The sequence below is a fragment of the Amycolatopsis saalfeldensis genome (assembly GCF_900110575.1).
Taxonomy (GTDB): domain Bacteria; phylum Actinomycetota; class Actinomycetes; order Mycobacteriales; family Pseudonocardiaceae; genus Amycolatopsis; species Amycolatopsis saalfeldensis.
Map to the genome: position 1 here is coordinate 180,707 of NZ_FOEF01000015.1, position 21,847 is coordinate 202,553.

Sequence of the window (21,847 nt, forward strand, 5' to 3'; positions counted from 1 at the left end):
CCCGACTTACGACGGGTTGATTACTTTCCACCGGCTGAGTTGAATTCCCCGGGGATCGAGCGAAAACCTTGGAGGCGCTATGCGCAGAACTATGCGAGGCCTGTCCGCGATTGTCGGATTCGCGTCGTTCGTCTTGGTGCTGGGGGGATCGCTGCCGGCTCAAGCAAGCCCGGCGGCACCCCTGCAGCCCGGCACGACCCATGCCTGCAACCAGAACGTGCAGGCTGGTTACGCGACTTGCTTCGCGCTGAAGCGGACCGACATCAAGCAAGCGGCCCTCGCGCCGAATGCCGCCCCGTCCGGGCTGGGGCCGTCGGACATCAAATCCGCGTACAAGCTCGGTGACGGCGGATCCGGTCAGACAGTGGCCATTGTGGACGCCAACGACGACCCGAACGCCGAGTCGGACCTGGCCGCCTACCGCAAGCAGTTCGGCCTGCCCGAGTGCTCGACGGCCAACGGCTGCTTCAGCAAGGTCAACCAGAACGGCCAGGCGAGCCCGCTGCCGAGCCCGGACAGTGGCTGGGCCGGCGAAATCTCGCTCGACGTCGACATGGTCTCCGCCGCCTGCCCCGCCTGCAAGATCCTGCTGGTGGAAGCCGACAGCGCGACCATCGACAACCTCGGCCAGTCGGTCAACGCCGCGGTTTCCCTCGGGGCGAAGTACGTCTCGAACAGCTACGGCGGCGGCGAGGACGGGTCGGAAGCCAGCTACGACTCGAAGTACTACAGCCACCCCGGTGTCGCGGTCACCGCGAGCACCGGTGACAGCGGTTACGGCGCCAGCTACCCGGCGACCGGCGCCGGCGTCACCGCGGTCGGCGGAACCTCGCTGACCGCGGACGGTTCCAGCCGCGGCTGGAGCGAGTCGGCGTGGAGCGGTGCCGGCAGCGGCTGCTCCACTTCCGTTGCCAAGCCGTCGTTCCAGTCGAGCGTCGACACCGGCTGCGACAAGCGCGGCGAGGCTGACGTCTCGGCGGTCGCGGACCCGAACACCGGTGTCGCGGTCTACCAGACCTACGGTGGCAACGGCTGGGCCGTTTACGGTGGCACCAGCGCTTCTTCGCCGATCATCGCCAGCGTTTACGCACTGGCGGGCGCACCGGGAGCTTCGGACAGCCCGAACTCCTACCCGTACGCCCACACCGACGGTCTGTTCGACGTGACCAGTGGCAGCAACGGTTCCTGCAGTGCCAGCCAGCAGTGCAACGCCGGCCCCGGATGGGACGGCCCGACCGGGCTGGGCACCCCGAACGGCACGGCGGCTTTCGCTGCGTGAGAAAAGGCGGACGTGAATTACAGCGTCCGTAGCCGGAAATGACACGACGTGTGGGTGGGGCACTGAACGGTGCCCCACCCACACGTCGTATCGGCTCGACCACAGCGGTGGCGTCGACGCGGCGATCCTGACCGGGGCGGCCGCGCTGGACGTGCTCGAACCGGCGCTGGACCTCGACCGGCCGCTGCCCCTCTCGATGTTCAACGCGCCCTTCGCGCCCGCGCGCACCGGCTTCGACTGGCTCAGCCGCGACGAGGCCCAGGTCGACGCGCACGTCGCCGACCCGCTCTGCCTCGCGTACGTGCTGGCCTGGACGGCCAAGGCGGTGTGCCCGGCCCCGGTGTGATCGCCATGGTCACACCGATCCGAGGGACTCGGTCATTCCCTTACGCCCGGTGATTCCTTAGCGTCAGTGGTGAACCACTGCTCGTCGGGGTACCGGCTGCGCGGAACCGCCCGCCGCCCCTTATGTTCGGGTGGCCGGGTGATCACTGCTCGCCGAAAGGGAACCGAAGGACATGGATCTGGAACTCTCCGAAGGGGACATCGCGTTCCGGGACGGGCTGCGGGAGGTGTTCCTCGGCGCGATCCCGGAGGACATCCGCCGGCGGACCGCGCTGAACCGGATCACCCGCGACGACATCGTGACCAGCCAGCGCATCCTCAACGAGCACGGGCTCGCGGTGCCGCACTGGCCGGAGCGGTGGGGCGGCCGGGGCTGGACCCCCGCCCAGTCGCACCTCTACGCCGCCGAGCTGCAGCGCAACGCGGTGCCGCAGCCGCTGGCGTTCAACGTCAGCCTGGTCGGCCCGATCATCGCCGAGTTCGGCAGCGAGGAGCAGCAGCGGAAGTTCCTGCCCGCCACCGCGAACCTGGACATCTGGTGGTCGCAGGGCTTCTCGGAGCCGGAGGCCGGTTCGGACCTGGCGTCGCTGCGCACCACGGCCCGCCGCGAAGGCGACACCTACGTGCTCAACGGCCAGAAGACCTGGACCACGCTGGGCCAGTTCGGCGAGTGGATGTTCGTGCTCGCGCGGACGAACCCGGACGCGCCGCGCAAGCAGCAGGGCCTGTCGTTCCTGCTGCTGGACCTGGCCACGCCGGGCATCGAGCGGCGCCCGATCAAGCTGGTCGACGGCAGCTCCGAGGTCAACGAGTTCTTCTTCGACAACGTCGAGATCCCGGCGGAGAACCTGGTCGGCGAGGAGAACAAGGGCTGGACCTACGCCAAGTTCCTGCTCGGCAACGAGCGCAACGGCATCGCCCAGGTCGGCACCAGCCAGCGGGTCTACAGCGACCTCGCGACGGCGGCCGCGGGGATCGCGACCGAGGACGGCCCGCTCGCCGCGGACCCGGAGTTCCGCGCGTCCATGCACACCGCGAAGACCACGCTGCTGGCGCTCGAGGCCACGCAGATGCGGGTGACCGGCGCGTCCGAGAACGGCGCGGCCAGCCCGGTGTCGTCCCTGCTCAAGATGGAGGGCACCCAGGCGCTGCAGGCGCTGAGCAAGCTGCGCATGCGCGTGGCCGGCCCGGACGGGATGCTGCTCGACGCCGGCGGCGAGCTGCGGGCCGACGACGCGGCGGTGGTCGCCGCGGAGCAGTACCTGAACCAGCGCAAGCTGTCGATTTTCGGCGGCTCCAACGAAATCCAGCGCGGCGTCATCGCCAAGACGATCCTCGGGCTCTAAGGACACAGCGATCATGAACCTCGAATTCAACGAAGATCAGCGGCTGCTGTTCGAGACCGTGGACTCGGCCGTCGGCCGGGGCTACCCGGCGGGCGGGCGCGCCGCCGCGACCGCCACCGGGCTGGGCTGGAACGACAAGGTCTGGGCGACCCTGGGCGAGCTGGGGCTGACCGGGCTGACCGTCGCCGAAGACCTCGACGGCGTCGGCGCCGGACCGGTGGAGGTCTACGCGACGCTCGAGGCGATGGGCAAGCACGCCGCCGCGGAACCGTTGCTGGACGGTGTTTTCCTGCCGTCGTGGCTGATCGCCGGGCTGGGCACCGCGGAGCAGGCCAAGCAGCTGCTGCCCGAGCTGGCGGCCGGCGGCACGACGATCGCCGTCGCGCACGCCGAGCCGGGCCGGCCCTGGGGCACGGCCCGCGCCGTCACCGCCACGGCGGACGGGTCCGGTCCGGCGCTGCTCACCGGCGTGAAGTCGCCGGTGCGCCACGCCGACCAGGCCGGCCGGTTCCTGGTCACCGCGACCGGCGAGCACGGCCGGACGCAGGTGTACCTGGTCGACGCCGCGGCCGAGGGGATCACCCGCACCGACGGCCGGTCCGCCGACTGGAGCCACGCGTCGCAGGTCGAGTTCGCCGGCACGCCCGCAGTGCTGCTCGGCTCCGGGGACGCCGACGCCGCGGCCGCCCTCCGGCTCGCCTTCGCCCGCGCGCGGGTCGCTGTGACCGGTGAAGCGGTCGGGCTGATGGAGACCGGACTGGCCCTGACCGTCGAATACCTCAAGACGCGCAAGCAGTTCGGCGTCCCGCTCGCGACGTTCCAGGCGCTGGTGCACCGCGCCGCCGACCTGTACGCGAAGGTCGAGCTGGCCCGTTCCATGGCGCTCTGGGCGACCGCCGCCGTCGAGGCGCACGACAACGGCGCGGACGTCGACCTGGCCACCGTGGCCGACGACGCGTTCGTCTTCGTGGCCGACGCGGCCACGACGGCGGCCGAGGAGATCGTCCAGCTGCACGGCGGGATCGGCATGACCTACGAGTCCGAGGTCGGCCACCACTCCGCGCGGCTGACCGCCATCACCGAGAGCTTCGGCGGCGTCAGCGCGGCCCGTCGCCGGGCTTTGGCTTCGGACGCTCTGCTCCGGCCGCCGTCGGCGTTGCTGAACAATGCGGAGGCGGTCACTCTGTGACGCTTGCTCCCGGCGACGGTGCTCAGCCGCCGTCGCCGGGAGCACCCGCTCAGGCTTGGCCGAGAGCGGTGGCCAGCAGGGCGAAGGCGGCGACGATGACGGCGACGCGGGCGTAGTGGTAGCGGTCCCAGCGGTTCATCTGCTCCTTCCAGTCCGCGGGCCGGTTTTCGGGGGTCCACGTCTTGCCCCGGTTGTTGATCGGGACGAGCAGCAGGACCGACATGAGCACGCTGACGATCAGCAGCGCGGCGGCGATGACGACGAGGCCGCTGCCCGGATCGTGCCAGCCGGCGACGGCCCAGACCGCGCTCAGGACGAGCGAGCCGATGTACCAGAACGGCATGAGCGCGCCCAGCATCCGGCCCCCGTGGGCGCGGCCGAGCTGGCCGGCGTCTTCGGGGAGTGCGGCGAAGATCCGGTTGAGGACGAAGGCGACGGCGAATTCCACCCCGACCATCAGTCCGACGACCACGGTGGTGAAGACCTCGAGTGCGCTGAGCAGGGTGACCCTCCGGGGATCTAGCGTTGCTAGATGATGATGCAACGCTAGCGCTACTGTCGCTCGTTTGTCTAGCGATGCTAGACTCGGATCATGTCGGTACAGGAACGCAAGGAGCGCGAACGGTCGGACCGTGAGCGCCTCATCGTGGCGACGGCGCGCGAGCTCGCCGAGCAGCAGGGCTGGGACGCGGTCACCACCCGCCGGCTCGCCGAGCGCATCGAATACAGCCAGCCCGTGCTCTACAGCCATTTCCGCGGCAAGCGCGAGATCATCGGCGCCGTCGCCCTCGACGGGGCCGCCGAGATGGCCGCGGCAGTGCGGGCCGCGACCGCCGCCGCGGACGGCCCGCGCTCCCAGGTCACCGCCCTCGCCCGCGCCTACCTGGGCTTCGCCGAGCGCAACCCGGCGGTCTACGACGCCATGTTCCAGCTCGACGGTGGCCTGACCTTCGCGAACGACGACACTCCGGAGCCGCTGAAGGACGCCTTCGCGGCCCTGCTGGAAAGCCTCGGCGAAGCCGCCGGGGACGGCGTCCACCCGGGACTGTTCACCGAGGTGTTCTGGGCGGCCCTGCACGGGCTGGCCACCCTGACCCGGGCGGGACGACTGCCGACGGGGGACGCCGAGCGGCGGGTGGAGCTGCTGGTGGATCGGCTCCCCATCGTCTGACCGGTCGTCCGGTAAGCCACGCACAGTGCCTGGGCGGCTGCGCGGAGAGTCTTGTTGACACGCTCGCTCCTCGGGTGTCAGTATTCAGAAACACCCTGTTGGAAACGTTTTCAACCAGTGAATCAGCAACTGTAAACGTTTCCAGACTGTTGAGATCCCAGCCCCCGAGCCTCCGAGGTACCCACGACGATGACGTCAACACGCGCCACGCTGATGCAGGTGGCCGAGCGGGCCGGGGTTTCCCTGGCGTCCACTTCGCGCGCCCTGCACGGGAGCGGCGCGAGCAAGGCGATGGTGGAGCGGGTCGTGGCCGCGGCCGCCGAGCTGGGGTACAGCGTCGACGCGACCGGGCGGTCGCTGCGGATGAAGAAGACCTTCCAGGTCGCGTTCGCGGTGGCGGACATCGGCAACCCGGTTTACGTCGACATGATGCGGGCGATCCACGAAGTCCTGGCCCCGCAGGGATACCGGGTCGTGGTGATGTCCACAGGGGACACCGCGACCTCGACGGCCGAGCTGGTGCGGAGCCTCAGCAGCGGGTTCGTCGACGGGCTGATCGTCAGCCCGCTGCGCACCGACGACCGGCTGATCGCGGAGATCCAGCGGGCCCCGGTGCCGGTGGTGGTGATCGGCCGGGCGATGGACGACCGCGGCATCAGCTCGGTCTCCACGGACTCGGCCGGCGGCATCGGCGAGGCGCTGCGGCACCTGTACGGGATCGGCCGCCGCCGCATCGGCTTCCTCAACGGGCCGCTCGACACGACCCCGGGTTCGTCCCGTCAGCGCGGTTTCGACGCCGCGGACCACGGCGAAGCCGAGCGGTTCGACCAGGAGATCGCCGACGACTTCACTGTCACAGCCGGGTTGGAGGCCGCGCGCCGGCTGCTGGCCCGCAGGCCGGATCAGCAGCTCGACGCGCTGGTGGCGGCGAACGACCTGCTCGCCATCGGCGCCATCCGCGCGGTGCGGGAGCTGGGCCTGTCCGTGCCCGATGACGTAGCCGTGACCGGCATGGACGACACCGAGATCGGCCGCGTTTTCCAGCCCAGCCTCACCAGCGTTTCGCTGGGCTCGACCGAGCGCGGGCGCGCGGCGGCCCGGCTGATGCTCCAGCTGGCCGACGACCCGGACCAGCCCGCGCAGCAGGTGAACGTCGGCCCGGCGCTGCGAATCCGCGAGTCGACAGTGCTGGAAGGAGGCGAGTGATGAGCACGGACACGTTGCTTCCCCCAGCGGTGCCACGAAAGCCGCCACGCCGGCCCGCGTCACGAGGGCAAGCGGCACGGACCCGGCGGCGTGAGGCGATCGGCCTGGTGCTGCCGTCGCTGATCCCGATCCTCGTGCTCAGCGTGGCGCCGTTGCTGATCGGCATCTTCCTCGCCTTCACCAACGCGCGGCTGGTGCGCCATCCGGATTACGCCTTCGCCGGGGTGGACAACTTCACCCGCCTCGGCGGCAACACGCTGTTCTGGGACTCGCTGCGGATCGGCCTGATCTGGACCGTCGGCGTGACCGTGCTCCAGCTCGCCGCCGCGATGGGATTGGCGCTGCTGCTCAATTCCGGCCTCAGGCTCCAGGGGCTGACCCGAGTGCTGGCGCTGGTGCCGTGGGCGATGCCGCCGGTGGTGGTGGCGATCATGTGGCAGATGATCTATTCGGCCAACGGCGGCCCGCTCAACGCGGTGCTCGGCAGCGTCGGCCTGCCCTCGGACACGAACTGGCTGGGCGATTTCTCCACGGCGCTGCCCGCGGTGATCGTCGTCGGGGTGTGGGTGGGCATGCCGCAGACCACGGTGACGCTGCTGGCCGGGCTGCAGCAGATCCCGGCCGAGCTGCACGAGGCCGCGGCGGTCGACGGCGCGGGCGCGTGGCGCCGGTTCACGGCGGTGACCTGGCCGACGCTGCGGCCGATCGTCACGTCGATCACCTCGCTGAACTTCATCTGGAACTTCAACTCGTTCTCGCTGGTCTACGTGCTCACCGCGGGCGGCCCGGGCGGCAAGACGATGGTCCCGGTGCTGTTCGTCTACCTGGAGGCGTTCAAGAACCGCGAAATCGGCTACGCCGCGGCGATGGGTCTGGTCCTGGTCGTGGTGGTCGTGCTGATCCTCGCGGTCTACCTGCGGTCGCAGTTCCGCGACGACCGCGCCACCGACGTCCGAAAGGGCCGGTGACCGATGCGCCTGCTCCTGCGCCCCGCCCAGTACGCGGCCCTCGCGCTGTACCTCCTGTTCCTCGGATTTCCCTTGCTGTGGCTGATTTCCGCCTCGGTGAAGTCGTCCGGTGAGCTGAACTCGCTGTCGGCGAGCCTGCTGCCGCACGAGTGGCACTGGGAGAACTACGCGGAGGCGTTCACCAAGCAGGGCCTGCTGCATTCGGCGTGGAACAGCCTCGTCGTCGCGCTGGCCTCCACGGCGCTTTCGGTGCTCATCGCGGTGCCGGCGGCGTACGTGCTGGCCCGGCTGCGCGGCAAGGTCCGGGTGGCCGGCGTCGGCTGGATCCTGGTCAGCCAGGTGTTCCCGGTGGTGCTGATCATCCTGCCGCTGTTCCTCATCCTGCGGACGCTCGGGCTGGCGGACAACCTCGCCGGGCTGACGCTGGTGCACACCACGTACATGCTGCCGTTCGCGCTGTGGATGCTGCAGGGTTACGTGGCCGCGATCCCGGTGGAGCTGGAAGAAGCCGGGGCGATGGACGGCGCGAACCGGCTGACCGTGTTGCGCACGATCGTCTTCCCGCTGCTGGCCCCCGGCGTGGTGGCGACCGCGATGTTCAGCTTCGTGTCTTCGTGGAACGAGTTCTTCTTCGCGCTGGTCCTGTTGCAGTCGCCCGAGAACTACACGCTGCCGATCACGTTGAACATGTTCGTCGGCGGCGAGGGCAAGGTCGCCCTCGGCCCGCTCGCGGCGGGCGCCGTGCTCGCCGCCATGCCCAGCATCGTCTTCTTCAGCATCCTTCGCCGGAAGCTCACCAGCGGCCTGATGGCCGGGGCGGTGAAGGGATGACCCGTTACCCCGATGGAAAACGCTCGAAAGGTCGGTCGATGAAGACACGACGCGCGGTGGTCGCCGCCTGCCTCCTGGTCACCAGCTTGCTGCTCGCCGCGTGCGGCAGCGGCGGCGGGGACAGCGGAGGGCCGGTCACGCTCACCTTCCAGTCCCTGTCCGACCAGCCGGCGGCGATCGCGGAAACCCAGAAGATCGTCGGCGACTGGAACAAGGCGCACCCGGACGTGCAGGTCAAGATCGTGCCGGCGGGCTGGGACGGCGTCTACGACAAGCTGGTCACCCAGTTCAACGCGGGCTCCGCGCCGGACATCGTGCACTACGAGGCGGCGGGCATCGCGCCGTTCGCCAGTGACGGTTACCTCGCCGACCTGACCCCGTACCTGTCCGAGCAGAAGCGCGCGGACATCCCGAAGGGCGTCCTCGACTCGGTGACGGTGGACGGCAAGGTGATCGCCGTCCCGACCGAACTCCAGTCCTATGTGGTCTTCGCCAACAAGACCCAGCTGCAGCAGGCGGGGGTGGCGATCCCGACCGGCGCCACCATGACCTGGGACCAGCTGCGCCAGATCGCCAAGGCCACCACCAAGGACGGCAAGTACGGCCTCGGCTGGGGCCTGTCGAGCCCGACCGCGGCGTTCGTGGCGCTGGCGCCAGCCTTCGGCGGCAAGTACTTCCAGGGCACCGGCGACAACGCGGCGCTTTCGGTCGGCCAGGGCGAGATGGCGCTGCCCCAGCTGGTGAACACGATGGCGTACCAGGACAAGTCGATCCTCCCGGTCACGCTGACGCAGTCCGGCACCAAGGCGCTCGCGCCGTTCTACGCCGGCCAGACGGCCATGACCGTCCAGGGTTCCTACCAGGCGGTGAACATCGAGAAGGACGCGCCGAAGGGCTTCGACTGGATCGTGCTGCCGCCGCTGGCGGGCCCGGCCGGGCCGGAGCAGGCCGCGAACCCGCAGACGCTTTCGGTGAGCAAGGACTCCGGGCACGTCAAGGAGGCCGCGCAGTTCGTGGACTTCTTCACCAGCACGGAAAACCTCGCCGCGATGAACGAGGCCGACGCGCTGATCCCGCCGACCACCTCGGCGCGGCAGGCGCTGACCACGAAGCTCGGCTCGAAGAACGGCTGGGGCACGATCCTCGCCTCGGGCCAGTACCTGACCTCGGCGCCGTACCTGTTCGCCGGCAAGTACGCGCAGTGGAAGGACACCGTCGCGACACCGGCGTACCAGCGGTTCCTCGCGCAGCAGGTCGACGCGAACGGGCTCAAGAGCCAGCTCGAAGACGGCTGGAAGAGCGTCAGCAAATGAAGCGGACAGGAGCGGATTCTTGACCTGGCTGGAAAACCGGGCCGTCGCGGTGATCACCGGCGCGGCGGTGGGCGACGCGCTCGGCGGCGCCGTCGAGGGCTGGACCCCCGAGCAGATCGAGCAGCGGCACGGCGGCCGGGTGACCGGCATCGTCGGCCCCTGGTACCCGAACTGGCGCGACGCCCGCCCGATCGCGCCGTACCACAAGGGCGACGGGCACATCACCGACGACACCCTGATGACCCGGGCGCTCGTCGAGGTGTACGCGAAGCGCCGGGCGCACCTCGACGCGTACGCGATGGCCGAGGACCTGGTGCCGCTGATGATCGGCGAGCCGCGGTGGGTGCCGGAGCTGGAGTCGACGGCGTTGCTGCTGCAGCGGGTGTTCCTCGCGGAGAAGTGGATCGTGGCGCGGCTGCACTACGGGCACGTCGACCCGCGTGAGGCCGGCGTGGGCAACGTGGTCAACTGCGGCGCCGCGATGTACGTCGCCCCGGTGGGGATCGTGAACGCGGGCGACCCGCGTGCCGCGTACGCCGAGGCGATCGACCTCACCGGCGCGCACCAGTCGAGTTACGGGCGTGAGGCGGCCGGGGTGCTGGCCGCGATGATCGCCGCCGCGGTCGCTCCGGGCGCGAGCCTCGACGACGTGGTGAAGGCCGCGCTCGACGTGGCGCACGACGGGACCGCGGCGGCGTTGCAGGCGGTGGTCGACGTGTTCGGCGGCCGGACCACGCCACCGTCCACTGAGGACGAGGAGCGCGCGCTGGCCCGGCTGGTCCGGGAGACGGTCGCCCCGTTCGACTCGGTGGGCCCGGAGTACCGGCAGATGTCGATGGACGCGCGGCGCCCGTCGCGGACGAAGTCGATCGAGGAGCTGCCCGCCGCGCTGGCGTTTGTGCTGGCGCACCAGGGGGACTTCCACGGCGCGGTGCTCGCCGCCGTCAACTACGGCCGCGACGCGGACTCGATCGCGGTGATGGCGGGCGCGGTCTGCGCGGGCCTCGGCGGGACCGAGGTCGTGCCCGCCGAGTGGGTCGACGCGATCGGCGAAGCCAGCCGCACGGACCTGCGGGAGACCGGCCGGCTCCTGGGCTCGGCCGCCGCCGACATCCTCCGCGCCGACCGCGAGCGGGCGCTGGCCCGGCTCAGCGCGCTCGACACCCTCGTCGCCGTGGGAGAGCCGGCGTGAGGCTGACCTGGGCCCAGCCCGAGGACCTGCTCGCGCACGAGCTGGTTCAGTCCACAGTGGAGGGCAAGGACACCTTCGGGGGACGCGCGCGCTGGGCCGGCGCCGGTGGTGACCTCGTGCCCGCGGTGAGCGGAGCGGGCCCGCGCCCGGCGTCCCCATCGCTGCGGGCGTTGGCGCGAGAGCTGCTCGACGAGCTGGACGCGCTGCCCGCGGCCCCGGCACCGGACGAGCCGGACGGCTGGGAGGCGATTCTCGCTTTGCTGCCGCCCGCGCCGGAGCTGCCGGACATCGTGGGTGACGGCCGGGTGCTCGGGGCCTGGACCGGCCGGGCCGCCGGGTGCCTGCTCGGCAAGCCGGTGGAGAAGATCCCCCGCGAGGGCATCGAGGAGATCCTGCGCGCGACCGGGCGCTGGCCGCTCGACCGGTGGTTCACCGCGGCCGGCCTGGCCGCCGACGTGGCCGCGCGCTGGCCGTGGAACCGGCGCTCGGCCCCGACCTCGCTCGAGGAGAACATCGACGGGATGCCCGAGGACGACGACCTCAACTACCCGATCCTCGCGCTCACCCTGCTCGAAACCCACGGCCACGGCTTCGGCACCGATGACGTGGCGCAGCTGTGGCTCGACCAGCTCCCGGCGGGCCGTGTCTTCACCGCGGAACGCGCGGCCTACCGCAACATTCTCGACGCCCGGCCGGTGCCGGAGACCGCGACGCACCAGAACCCGTTCCGGGAGTGGATCGGTGCGTTGATCCGCGCCGACGTCTTCGGCTGGGTCTGCCCGGGCGACGTGCGCGCCGCCGCGCGGCTGGCGTGGGCCGACGCCCGGCTCAGCCACACGCGAAACGGTGTCTACGGCGCGCTTTGGGCCGCGGCGCTCGCGTCGGCGGCGATGGTGTGCGGCACCGTCGACGAGGTTCTGGACGCGGCTTTCGCGGTGATCCCGCCGCGCAGCCGTCTCGCCGCCGCGGTGCGGTTCGGGCGCGAGGCGGCGTCGGAAGGTGATGTCCGTGCCGGGCTCGACCGGCTGCACGCGGAGTACCGAGACCTGCACTGGGTGCACGTGCTCAACAACGCCGCGGTCATCGCGTACGCGCTGGCCAAGGGCGGCGGCGAGTTCGGCCCGAGCGTCTCGATCGCGGTCACGGCCGGTTGGGACACGGACTCGGCGGCGGCGACCGTCGGCGGTGTCGTCGGCGCGCTGCGTGGCATCGGCGGCATCGGCGAGTACTGGACCAACCCGCTGGACGGCCGGATCGCGACCTCGCTGCCCGGCGGTGAGCAGTCCATAGTGGACCTCGCCGCCCGCACGACGGCGCTGGCGGCCCGGGGTGCTTCGTGACCGGCCGGGTGGTGGTGGTCGGCTCGGCGAACGCCGACCTGGTGGTCGACGTGCCGCGCCCGCCGCGCGGCGGGGAGACGATCCTGGGCGGCCGTCTCCGGCGTCACCCCGGTGGCAAGGGCGCGAACCAGGCCGTCGCCGCCGCGCGGGCCGGGGGAGCGGACACGACGTTCCTCGGCGCCCTCGGTGCGGACGAGGCCGCGGACCTGCTGCTCGCGTCGTTGCGCGGGGCCGGGGTCCGGACCGACCTCGTCGAGCGGGTCGACGCGCCCACCGGGACGGCGCTGATCAGCGTGGCCCCGGACGGCGAGAACGCGATTGTCGTCGCGCCGGGCGCCAACGACCGGCTGCGGCTCGGCGCCGCGCAGGCCGAGCGGATCGCCGCGGCCGACGTGGTGCTGGCCCAGCTGGAGATCCCGCTGGCAGCAGTGGCGGCCGCCGCGGCCGCCCGCCGCCCGGGTGCGTTGCTGGTGCTGAACGCGGCGCCGTCGCGGGCGCTGCCCGCTGCCGTGTGGGCCGCGGTCGACGTGCTGGTCGTGAACGAGCATGAGGCCGCTGACCTCGCGGGTGCCCCGGAGGAGCTGCTGAAGCGGGTGCCCTCGGCCGTGGTCACCCTCGGATCGGCCGGCTGCCTGGTCCTGGAGCGGGATCGGGAACCGTTACGGGTCAAGGGAATCCGCGTGGACGTCGTCGACACGACCGGTGCCGGGGACACGTTCTGCGGGGTGCTGGCGGCCGCGTTGGCGCGGGGATCGAGCCTGGCCGGCGCCGCTCGGCTGGCCGGCGTGGCCGGTGCGCTGGCCGTCACGCGCCCGGGTGCGCAGGCGGGCGTCCCGGCTGCCGAGGAGGTCGCCGCGGCGGCCGGAGGAAAGGTGTCATGACCGTCCCGTTCGACCCGCTGGTCCCGCGTCCGATCGACCGGCCTTCGGAGGTGCCCGCCGTGCTCACCGCCGAAGCACTGGCCTCGCTGGACGAGGCCAAGATCTTCGCCGCGCCGGCCGACCCGGCCGACTGGCCCGCGTGGCGCGAGAACCTGCGGGTGTGGCGCGAAGACGCCCGGCGCCGTCACGGTTACACGGGCGCGGCCTACGAGCGTCCGGCCGGCGCGTGGGCCGCCACCTGCTACGCCGTCGCGCAGGTGTGGTTGTGGGACGAACTGCTTTACTCCTTCGCAACGGGGGAGTTCACGCCCGAGCGGTTCCTCGCCGATGCGCGGACGCGGTTCGGCGGCCTGGACGCGGTGGTGCTGTGGCACGCGTACCCGGTGATCGGCCTCGACGACCGTAACCAGTGGGACTTCTACCGCGACGTGCCCGGGCTGACGGCCCTGATCACCGCGCTGCACGAAGCGGGTCTGCACGTGTTCGTCGACTACAACCCTTGGGACATCGGCACTCGGCGGGCCGGTGACGACCGCGCCGAGCTGGCCGCGCTGGTCGCCGACCTCGGCGTGGACGGGGTTTTCCTCGACACGCTCAGAAAAGCCGAGCCGGAGTTCGTCGCGCGGCTGGAGGCGGCCCGGCCCGGCCTGGTGCTGGAAGGCGAGTCCAAGCTCGCGGTCGAGCGGATCGAGGACCACGCCGCGTCGTGGGCGCAGTTCTTCGCCGACTCGCCCGTGCCCGGCGTCCTGCGCTCGCACTGGTACGAGCGGCGGCACATGCAGCACCACGTCCGGCGCTGGCACCGCGACCACTCGGAGGAACTGCACTCGGCGTGGCTCAACGGCGTCGGGGTGATGGTCTGGGAGGTCGTCTTCGGCGTCTGGGTCGGCTGGTCGCCCCGGGACGCGGCGACCCTGCGGCGGATGGTCACTATCCAGCGCGCGGCGAGTGAACTGCTGCTGCGTGGCTCGTGGACCCCGCTCGCCGAGCTGCCTTCGGTGTCGCCCGGGGTTTACGCGTCGAGCTGGGAGCTGGACGGCGTGACACTGTGGACACTCGTCAACCGCGGCGAGACCGGATGCCACGGACCGTTGCCGGGGATCGACCTCCTGGACGGGGTGCCGGCGCGGGGGATCGGCGCGGCCCTGGAGTTCACGGAGGAACCCTTGTGGCTGCCGGAACTCCGTGACGCGCTGGCCGGGACGCGGCATGATCCCGACGCCCGCTTCCCGCACCGGCTGGCCACCCGCGTCGTTCCACAACGGACACAAGGTGTGCCCGAAGTGGACGCTGTGGTGGTTCCGGCCGGGCCGTATGTGCTGACAGTCCGGTACCGGGCCCGCGAGACCGGGATGTACCAGGGCGCGCCGTACGTCGACGAGTGGAAGCCGCTGCCACCGCGGTTGCACGATGCGCGGACGCTCCAGCGTGAAGGTGAACTGGTCACCCCCGTGGCGGTGGCGGCGACCGAGGTGACGAACGCCCAGTTCGCCGAATTCGTCGCTGCCACAGGCTATCGGGCCTCGAAGCCGCCAGGTCGTGCGGATGCGCCGGTGACCTGTGTGGACCTCGACGACGCGCGGGCCTACTGCGCCTGGCGCGGCGGGCGACTGCCCACTGAGGACGAATGGCAGCTGGCGGGGGAGTCCGGCGGCCTGCGCCGTGGTGAGCCCGCGGTGTGGAACTGGACCGAGAGCGAGCACTCCGACGGCCGCACGCGGTTCGTCATGCTCAAGGGCGGCAGCGACTACCGGGCCGAGGGCTCCGAGTGGTACGTCGAAGGCGGCCGTCACGCGCCGGACTACAGCGTGAAGCTGCTGCTGCCCGGGCTCGGCCTGGCCCGCAGCGCGACGGTCGGCTTCCGGTGCGCCTGGGACCTCCCGGAGGTGACGGCGTGACGGTCTCCCGTGATCCGGACGCCGGCGCGCTGGCCGGGCTCCGCGTGGTCGACGCGTCCACCCTGTTCGCCGGCCCGATGGCCGCGATGCACCTGGGCGACATGGGCGCCGACGTGATCAAGGTCGAGCACCCGCGCCGGCCCGATCCCTCGCGCGGCCACGGCGCCGCCAAGGACGGCGTCAACCTGTGGTGGAAAACGCTGGGCCGGAACAAGCGCACCGTGACCATCGATCTCGGCAGCGAGGGCGGCCGCGAGGTTTTCCTCGCCCTCGCCGCCACCGCGGATGTGGTGATCGAGAACTTCCGGCCCGGCACGCTGGAACGCTGGGGGCTTTCGTACGACGAGCTGTCGACCCGCAACCCGCGGCTCGTGCTGGCGCGCGTCACCGGGTTCGGGCAGTTCGGCCCGTACCGCTCGCGGCCCGGGTTCGGCACGCTCGCCGAGGCGATGAGCGGGTTCGCGGCGACGACCGGTGAGCCGGACGGCCCGCCGACGCTGCCGCCGTTCGGGCTCGCGGACGGGGTCGCGTCGCTGGCCACGGCGTACGCGGTGATGGTGGCGCTCGCCGCGCGCGGCACCACCGGGCTGGGGCAGGTCGTCGACACCGCCATCATCGAGCCGATCCTGGCCATGCTCGGGCCGCAGATCACGCGCTGGGACCAGCTGCGCAGCGTCCAGCCGCGCACGGGCAACCGCTCCATCAACAACGCGCCGCGCAACACTTACCGGACCGTGGACGGGCAGTGGGTCGCGGTCTCGACCTCGGCCCAGTCGGTGGCCGAGCGCGTGGTGCGGTTGGTCGGCCGGCCCGATCTCGTGGACGAGCCGTGGTTCGCGCTCGGGGCCGACCGGGCGAAGCACGCCGAGGAGCTGGACGAGGCCGTCGGCGGCTGGATCGCGAAACGCACGCGGGACGAGGTCGTCTCCGCTTTCGAGGAAGCCCAGGCCGCCGTCGCCCCCATCTACACCGCGGCCGACATCGTCGAGGACCCGCAGTTCCGCGCACTGGGCACGATCCACGAGGTCGACGACCCGGAGCTCGGGCCGATGCTGATGCAGGGCCCGCTGTTCCGGCTGTCCGGCAACGACGGGGTCATCCGGTTCACCGGGCGCCCGCACGGCGCGGACACCGACGCCGTGCTGCGCGAACTCGGGTTCTCCGCCGAGCGCGTCGCCGAACTCCGCGACGGGGGCGCGGTATGACCCCGCCGCTGACCTTCCTCTACACCCCCGCCGACCGGCCGGACCGGGTGCGCAAGGCGCTGGAGTCCACTGCGGACGTGGTGCTCGTCGACCTCGAGGACGCGGTCGCGCCCGCGCACAAGGACGAGGCGCGGGCCAACGCGGTGCGGCTGCTCGCCTCCGGCACCCGCCCGGTGCAGGTCCGCGTGAACCACCCGAGCACGCCGTGGCACGAAGCGGACCTCGCGGCGCTCGCCGGCCTTCCGCTCACGGTGGGCGCGCGGATCCCGAAAACCGAGTCACCGCAAGAGATCCTGGTCCTCGCGGCGGCGTTGCCGGGCCGGGCGCTGCACCCGTTGATCGAGTCCGCGCTGGGCGTCGAGCGGGCGCTGGAGATCGCGACGGCTTCACCCGCGATCGCCTCGATCTCCCTCGGGGAGGCCGACCTGCGCTCGGACCTGCAGGTCGACGACGAGGCCGCGCTGGCCTGGCCGCGCAGCCGGGTGATCGTCGCGGCGCGGGCCGCGCGCCTGCCGCCGCCCGCGATGTCGGTGTACCCGAACGTCCGCGACCTCGAAGGACTGGCGGCCTCGTGCCGCGCGGGCCGTGCGCTCGGGTTCCGCGGCCGCACGGCGATCCACCCGGTGCAGCTGGAGACGATCCGGTCCGCGTTCCTGCCGACGCCGCGGGAAGTCCTGCGCGCCAAGGAAGTCCTCGACCGGGTCGCCGGGGCCACGGCGGCGGGCGTCGGCGCGATCGCCCTCGCCGACGGGACGTTCCTGGACGTCGCGATGGTCGAGCAGGCCCGCGCCGTGCTGACGCTCGCCGACCCCGCCCCGTGACCCGCCGGGCTATTGCGCGGCCGCCCGCGCGAGCCCTAGCGTGGCGGGGTTGACTCGACTCCTGGGGGATTCATGTCAGTACGCCGTTCTTCCCTGCTCGCCTTGGCGCTGGTCACGGCGGGGACGCTGGTCGCCGCGCCGGCTTTCGCCGCGGCCGGCCCGACGACCCTGCCGGCCGGCCAGTTCACGCTCAGCGCGAACTACACCCAGTTCGACGCCGTGAACTCGGCGCTGGTCTCGAAGGCGGGCACCGCGCCCGTCCACACGGTGATGGACAACGCGAACCTCGACCGGGCGCCGCTGCCGTCGTCCTTCTCCGTCGCCGGGCTGTCCGGCGGCTTCCGGTTCGATTCGGGGGACAACTCCGACTGCAAGAGCTACCCGCAGGGCATCACCACCAGCCGTGACGCGGTGGGCACGGCCGGCAGCGGCAACTACGACGGCCACCAGCTCGTGGTCACCAGCTGGTACACCGACACCGCGTGCGGCGGCGCCCAGCAGCGCAGCCGGGTCATCCTGGCCGACTGGGACGCGACGTACCCGGACAAGTACCGCAAGATCCTGCTCGTGCAGCCGACCGGCACCGCGGCCGCCCCGGACTTCAAGGACATCCCGATCCACGCCGGCGGCGTCTCCTGGTACGGCGATTACCTGTACGTGGCCGACACCGGGCACGGCATGCGCGTGTTCGACCTGCGCAAGATCCTCAAGACCGACACCGGCGGGACCGCGGACCAGATCGGCCACCAGAGCGGCAACACCTACTACGCCCACAACTACGCCTACGTCCTGCCGCAGGTCGGCACCATCACGGCGAGCACGACGTCGGGCACCGCCCTGGCCTGGTCGTCGATCTCGCTGGACCGCGTCAGCAAGTCGATCGTGATGGCCGAGTACACCTGTCCGTCCGGCTGCGCGGACTACCCCAACCGCCCGCCGCGGGCGATCCGCTTCCCGTTCGCCTCAGGCGCCACGACGTTCGCCGCCGCGACGACGGCCAGCCAAGCCCTGCAACTGCCCTGGTACAAGCTGAACGGCGTCGCTTCCCACAACGGGCGCTGGTGGTTCAACTCCTCGGGCGACAAGAAGCTCTACTACTGGGCCTCGGCGACCGGCCCGGCCACCCACGCCTGGGTGGGCGGCGGCGAAAGCCTTTCGTACTGGGAAGACACGGCCAACGCGGACCTGCTGTGGAGCCTGCAGGAGACGGTCGGGAGCCGTAACGTGTTCGCGGTGAAGCAGGCCACGTACGGCGCCTGACACCAAGGAGAATGTGATGCCCGCTTCGGCGCGAAACGTCTTCGTCCCGCACGCGTACCCGGAGCGGCAGGTCGACCTCGGCGAGGTGGTCCTGAACTACGCCGAGGCGGGCTCGCCGGACAAGCCCGCGCTGCTCCTGCTGCCGGAGCAGACCGGTTCGTGGTGGAGCTACGAGGCCGCCATGGCGTTGCTGGCCGAGGACTTCCACGTGTTCGCGGTCGACCTCCGGGGCCAGGGCCGCAGCACGTGGACGCCGAAGCGGTACAGCCTCGACAACTTCGGCAACGACCTGGTGCGCTTTCTCGCGCTGGTCGTCCGGCGGCCGGTGGTGGTGGCGGGCTGCTCCTCGGGCGGGGTGCTCGCGGCCTGGCTCGCCGCGTACGCGATGCCCGGCCAGATCCGCGGCGCGCTGTGCGAGGACGCGCCGTTGTTCGCCGCCGAACTCGCCCCGGCGCACGGGCACGGGATCCGCCAGGGCGCCGGGCCGATGTTCGAGCTGTACCGCGATTACCTCGGTGACCAGTGGTCGGTGGGCGACTGGGCCGGGCTCGCCGCCGCGGCGCGGTCGTCACCGGTCAAGATGCTGGCCATGATGCGACTGCCCGGGGAGCCGCCGCAGAACCTGAAGGAGTACGACCCGGAGTGGGCGCGGGTGTTCTTCGAGGGCACGGCCGGGCTCCACAGCCCGCACGACCGGATGCTGTCGTCGGTGAAGACGCCGGTGCTGCTGACCCACCACGTGCGCGCGACCGACCCGGAGACCGGCGAGTTCTTCGGCGCGCTGTCGGATCTGCAGGCCGGCCGGGCCCAGGCGATCCTCCGCGCGGCCGGCGTCCGGGTCGACTACGAGTCCTTCCCGGACGCCGCGCACGTGATGCACGCTTCCGAGCCGGAGCGTTACGCCGCGGTTTTGACCGCGTGGGCCGCGAAACTGCCGGCCGCGTGAACACCGACGCCGTGATCGAGGCGTTGCTGGCCGCGGGGGTCGCGCGCTACGCGATCGACCAGCCGGGCCGCGCCGACCCGGCGGTCTGGGTCACCACCGTCGACGGCGGCCGCATCCGGCTGGGCCGGAACCTGATGGACGGCGACGGCAACCTCGAGACCGGGCGCGCGTTGTACTGGACCCGCTACGACGGCCGCACCGTGATCCGCACGGGCGAGGCGCCCGATCTCGCCTCGTTGGCCGCCGAGGTGGCCCGGCAGGCGGGGATCCCCGGCTCGATCGCGGCCGACGAGTGACTCGTGAATGTAGGCGACGGTTCTAACCGGCCCAAACACTCACGAGTGCTGAGGGACCAGCACCAGCTTGCCGGGGGTGTGCCCGGCGATCCCGGCCTCGTGCGCCTTCGCGGCCTCGGCCAGCGGGTAGACGGCGCTGATGACCACTCGCAGCTCACCCGCGCCCGCCCGGTCGGCCAGGCCGGCGCGGGCGGCGTTGCGGATCTCGGTGCCCGTGTCCTGGCCGGGCCCGTTGCCGAGCACCTTGATGCCGGCCGCGGAGCGCCGTTCGGTGCCGGTGATCGAGGCGATGCGCTGCCGGTCGGCGACGAGTTCCAGCGAAGCGTCGAGCGCTTCGGCCGTGCCGGCGAGGTCAACGGCGGCGGTCACCCCGCCCGGCGCGGCGGCCCGCACGCGGTCGAGCAGCCCGGGACCGTAGGCGACCGGGATGGCGCCGAGGTCGCGTAACAGGTCGTGGTTGCGTTCCGCGGCCGTGGCGATCACGGTGGCGCCCCGGGCGGCCGCCAGCTGCACGGCCATCAGCCCCACCCCGCCGGATCCGCCGTGCACCAGCACGGTGTCGCCTTCGCCCACACCGGCCGCGTGCAGCACGTGGACGGCGGTGGTGCCGGCGAGCAGCAACGCCCCGGCTTCGGCCCAGCCCACCGTGGCGGGCTTGGGGATCAGGGAGGTGACGGGCGCGGTGACGTAGTCGGCGTAGGCAGCGGTCACGGGATACACGAGCACCTCGTCGCCGACCTTCGCCCCGGTCACCTCCGAGCCGACGGCGGCGATCACGCCCGCGCATTCCAGGCCGAGCGCGGGCAGGGTGTCATCGGCGACGCCGGCGGAGGTCTTGTTCTTGTCGGCGACGGCGTGGAAGGCACCGCTGTAGAGCTTCCAGTCGATGGGGTTGACCCCGGCCGCGCGGACCTCGACGACCACGCCGCCGGCGGCCGGCTCCGGCACCGGGGTGCCGAAGACGGCGAGGTTTTCCGGGCCGCCGTAAGCGATCGGCCGCACGATCCGGGCCGTGGTGTTTTCTTCGGTGCTGGTCATGAGCCCAGTCTCGGGCCGGCCGGACTCGGTGTCCATCGCGTAGTCGGCACGGATACTTTGCGCTGGGCGCAAACCCGAGGGGCGGCCGGGTGAAAGCCTTTTCCCGCAACGGTTTCAGCGCCCGGTGGCGCCGTCGATCAGCTCGCGGAGGATGTCCGCGTGGCCCGCGTGCCGGCCGGTCTCCTCGATCAGGTGGGCCAGGGCCCAGCGGACGCTCGGCGCCCCCGGCCGGGGGAGCGGGGCGCCGGGATCGGTGCACCCGTCGAGGATGTCGTTCGCCCGCTCGACCGTTTCCCGGTAGCGGGCGAGCACGTCGGCGACGCTGTCGGCGGGCGCGGCCCGGAACGTCGCGGGCCAGCTGGTCACCTCCTCGCCGAGGAAGGCCGCGCGCTCGACGAACGTGAGGTGGTTGAGCAGGCCCAGCAGATTCGTGCCCGAGGGCACCCCGGCGGTGCGGACCGCCGGTTCGGGCGCGCCGTCGACCTTCGCGGCGATCGAGGTCCGCAAATAGTCGAGGAAGCCGCGCAGGGTTTCGGTTTCGCTGTTCCGGGTCCGGGGCGGCGGGGTGTCCCGGCGGCGGGTGGTCTTCGGCATGCGGTCAGTGTTGCCCGGCCCGCCCGGTTCTGGCATGGGAACTTGCGGTTCTGGCAAGCTGGGCGCGTGGACCATCGCATGGACGACGTGCTCGGCGCGGTCGGGCCCCGGCTGCGCGCGCTGCGCCGCGAGCGCGGCATCACCCTGGCCGGCCTCGCGGCGACGACCGGGGTTTCGGAGAGCACCCTGTCCCGGCTGGAAAGCGGGCAGCGCCGGGCGACCCTGGAGCTGCTGCTGCCGCTGGCGGGCACCTACGGCGTGCCGCTGGACGACCTCGTCGGCGCCCCGCGCACCGGCGACCCGAGGATCCACCTGAAGCCGATCCGGCGGTTCGGGATGGTCTTCGTGCCGCTGTCCCGGCGGCCGGGCGGGATGCAGTCGTTCAAGATGATCATCCCCGCGCGGAAGGAGCCGCTCGAGCCGACGGTGCAGACACACGAGGGCTTCGAATGGCTGTACGTCCTCAATGGACGGCTGCGGCTGGTGCTCGGCGAACGCGACCTGACCCTGCCGCCGGGCGAGGCGGCCGAGTTCGACACGAGCGTGCCGCATTGGCTGGGCAGCGCCGACGGCGGCGCGGTCGAGCTGCTGATCCTGTTCGGGCCCCAGGGAATGCGGGCGCACCTGCGGGCCAGCACCCGGCGACCGGGCGGCGCTGCAGAGGACTCGTGACGGTTCTAACCGGCCTAGCCACTCACGAGTCGTTCCCCACCACGCCACTAAGCTGT

The 21,847-nt window shown here is 71.8% G+C and carries 22 protein-coding genes; 19 read left to right on the plus strand and 3 right to left on the minus strand.

Annotated features, from left to right (window positions below; translation table 11 throughout):
• Window positions 1-91 precede the first annotated feature (91 nt).
• The 4 genes from BMY97_RS29855 to BMY97_RS29870 all read left to right on the plus strand — a co-directional run bounded on the left by BMY97_RS29855 (window position 92) and on the right by BMY97_RS29870 (window position 4,159).
• Window positions 92-1,279, plus strand: coding sequence for a S53 family peptidase (locus BMY97_RS29855; RefSeq protein WP_245787567.1), 1,188 nt, complete (start codon window positions 92-94; stop codon window positions 1,277-1,279).
• A gap of 151 nt (window positions 1,280-1,430) precedes the next feature.
• Window positions 1,431-1,625 carry a hypothetical protein gene (locus tag BMY97_RS29860; protein ID WP_177231605.1) on the plus strand — a complete coding sequence of 65 codons (195 nt, stop codon included), beginning with the start codon at window positions 1,431-1,433 and terminating at the stop codon, window positions 1,623-1,625.
• A gap of 172 nt (window positions 1,626-1,797) precedes the next feature.
• Window positions 1,798-2,970, plus strand: coding sequence for an acyl-CoA dehydrogenase family protein (locus BMY97_RS29865; RefSeq protein ID WP_091623022.1), 1,173 nt, complete (start codon window positions 1,798-1,800; stop codon window positions 2,968-2,970).
• A gap of 13 nt (window positions 2,971-2,983) precedes the next feature.
• Window positions 2,984-4,159 carry an acyl-CoA dehydrogenase family protein gene (locus BMY97_RS29870; protein ID WP_091623030.1) on the plus strand — a complete coding sequence of 392 codons (1,176 nt, stop codon included), beginning with the start codon at window positions 2,984-2,986 and terminating at the stop codon, window positions 4,157-4,159.
• A gap of 49 nt (window positions 4,160-4,208) precedes the next feature.
• On the opposite strand, the gene BMY97_RS29875 is transcribed toward BMY97_RS29870, so the two are convergent.
• Entirely contained in the window at window positions 4,209-4,631 is a 423-nt protein-coding gene (locus BMY97_RS29875) for an anthrone oxygenase family protein (RefSeq protein WP_425425343.1), read from the minus strand.
• A gap of 120 nt (window positions 4,632-4,751) precedes the next feature.
• On the opposite strand from BMY97_RS29875, the gene BMY97_RS29880 reads away from it, so the two are divergent.
• The 14 genes from BMY97_RS29880 (at window position 4,752) to BMY97_RS29945 (ending at window position 19,487) form a co-directional block, all read left to right on the plus strand.
• Window positions 4,752-5,330 carry a TetR/AcrR family transcriptional regulator gene (locus BMY97_RS29880; protein WP_091623032.1) on the plus strand — a complete coding sequence of 193 codons (579 nt, stop codon included), beginning with the start codon at window positions 4,752-4,754 and terminating at the stop codon, window positions 5,328-5,330.
• Window positions 5,331-5,519: 189 nt separating this feature from the next.
• A complete protein-coding gene (locus BMY97_RS29885; protein WP_091623034.1) occupies window positions 5,520-6,536 on the plus strand; it encodes a LacI family DNA-binding transcriptional regulator in 1,017 nt (338 codons plus the stop codon).
• Window positions 6,536-7,504 (plus strand): carbohydrate ABC transporter permease, encoded by a 969-nt coding sequence (locus BMY97_RS29890; protein ID WP_091623036.1) that lies wholly within the window; start codon window positions 6,536-6,538, stop codon window positions 7,502-7,504. Before BMY97_RS29885 ends, BMY97_RS29890 begins: the two co-directional genes overlap by 1 nt.
• Window positions 7,505-7,507: 3 nt before the next feature.
• Window positions 7,508-8,335: a carbohydrate ABC transporter permease gene (locus BMY97_RS29895; protein ID WP_091623041.1), complete on the plus strand. Its 828-nt coding sequence runs from the start codon at window positions 7,508-7,510 to the stop codon at window positions 8,333-8,335.
• A 38-nt stretch (window positions 8,336-8,373) separates the two neighbouring features.
• Window positions 8,374-9,648 carry an ABC transporter substrate-binding protein gene (locus BMY97_RS29900; protein WP_091623055.1) on the plus strand — a complete coding sequence of 425 codons (1,275 nt, stop codon included), beginning with the start codon at window positions 8,374-8,376 and terminating at the stop codon, window positions 9,646-9,648.
• Between the two features lie 19 nt (window positions 9,649-9,667).
• The gene (locus BMY97_RS29905) at window positions 9,668-10,840 is read left to right on the plus strand and encodes an ADP-ribosylglycohydrolase family protein (protein ID WP_091623057.1); all 1,173 of its coding nucleotides are present in this window, start codon (window positions 9,668-9,670) and stop codon (window positions 10,838-10,840) included.
• Window positions 10,837-12,180 carry an ADP-ribosylglycohydrolase family protein gene (locus BMY97_RS29910; RefSeq protein ID WP_091623059.1) on the plus strand — a complete coding sequence of 448 codons (1,344 nt, stop codon included), beginning with the start codon at window positions 10,837-10,839 and terminating at the stop codon, window positions 12,178-12,180. The genes BMY97_RS29905 and BMY97_RS29910 overlap by 4 nt, the downstream gene beginning before the upstream one ends.
• Window positions 12,177-13,061, plus strand: a complete 885-nt coding sequence (locus tag BMY97_RS29915; RefSeq protein WP_091623060.1) for a ribokinase — start codon at window positions 12,177-12,179, stop codon at window positions 13,059-13,061. The genes BMY97_RS29910 and BMY97_RS29915 overlap by 4 nt, the downstream gene beginning before the upstream one ends.
• On the plus strand, window positions 13,058-14,959 hold the full coding sequence (locus BMY97_RS29920; RefSeq protein ID WP_091623063.1) for an SUMF1/EgtB/PvdO family nonheme iron enzyme: 1,902 nt from the start codon (window positions 13,058-13,060) through the stop codon (window positions 14,957-14,959). The genes BMY97_RS29915 and BMY97_RS29920 overlap by 4 nt, the downstream gene beginning before the upstream one ends.
• Window positions 14,956-16,164: a CaiB/BaiF CoA transferase family protein gene (locus BMY97_RS29925; RefSeq protein ID WP_091623066.1), complete on the plus strand. Its 1,209-nt coding sequence runs from the start codon at window positions 14,956-14,958 to the stop codon at window positions 16,162-16,164. Before BMY97_RS29920 ends, BMY97_RS29925 begins: the two co-directional genes overlap by 4 nt.
• Window positions 16,161-16,985 (plus strand): HpcH/HpaI aldolase/citrate lyase family protein, encoded by an 825-nt coding sequence (locus BMY97_RS29930; RefSeq protein ID WP_091623069.1) that lies wholly within the window; start codon window positions 16,161-16,163, stop codon window positions 16,983-16,985. The genes BMY97_RS29925 and BMY97_RS29930 overlap by 4 nt, the downstream gene beginning before the upstream one ends.
• A gap of 72 nt (window positions 16,986-17,057) precedes the next feature.
• Complete coding sequence (locus BMY97_RS29935) at window positions 17,058-18,245, plus strand: hypothetical protein (RefSeq protein WP_091623071.1); 1,188 nt, start codon at window positions 17,058-17,060, stop codon at window positions 18,243-18,245.
• A 16-nt stretch (window positions 18,246-18,261) separates the two neighbouring features.
• Window positions 18,262-19,191: an alpha/beta fold hydrolase gene (locus BMY97_RS29940; protein ID WP_091623075.1), complete on the plus strand. Its 930-nt coding sequence runs from the start codon at window positions 18,262-18,264 to the stop codon at window positions 19,189-19,191.
• On the plus strand, window positions 19,188-19,487 hold the full coding sequence (locus tag BMY97_RS29945) for a hypothetical protein (RefSeq protein ID WP_143086338.1): 300 nt from the start codon (window positions 19,188-19,190) through the stop codon (window positions 19,485-19,487). Before BMY97_RS29940 ends, BMY97_RS29945 begins: the two co-directional genes overlap by 4 nt.
• A gap of 39 nt (window positions 19,488-19,526) precedes the next feature.
• On the opposite strand, the gene BMY97_RS29950 is transcribed toward BMY97_RS29945, so the two are convergent.
• Both BMY97_RS29950 and BMY97_RS29955 read right to left on the minus strand, forming a co-directional pair.
• Window positions 19,527-20,525: an NADP-dependent oxidoreductase gene (locus BMY97_RS29950; protein WP_091623205.1), complete on the minus strand. Its 999-nt coding sequence runs from the start codon at window positions 20,523-20,525 to the stop codon at window positions 19,527-19,529.
• 114 nt (window positions 20,526-20,639) lie between these two features.
• Window positions 20,640-21,119: a DinB family protein gene (locus BMY97_RS29955; protein ID WP_091623079.1), complete on the minus strand. Its 480-nt coding sequence runs from the start codon at window positions 21,117-21,119 to the stop codon at window positions 20,640-20,642.
• Window positions 21,120-21,197: 78 nt separating this feature from the next.
• On the opposite strand from BMY97_RS29955, the gene BMY97_RS29960 reads away from it, so the two are divergent.
• Window positions 21,198-21,791, plus strand: coding sequence for a helix-turn-helix domain-containing protein (locus tag BMY97_RS29960; protein WP_091623082.1), 594 nt, complete (start codon window positions 21,198-21,200; stop codon window positions 21,789-21,791).
• The last annotated feature ends 56 nt before the right edge of the window (window positions 21,792-21,847 follow it).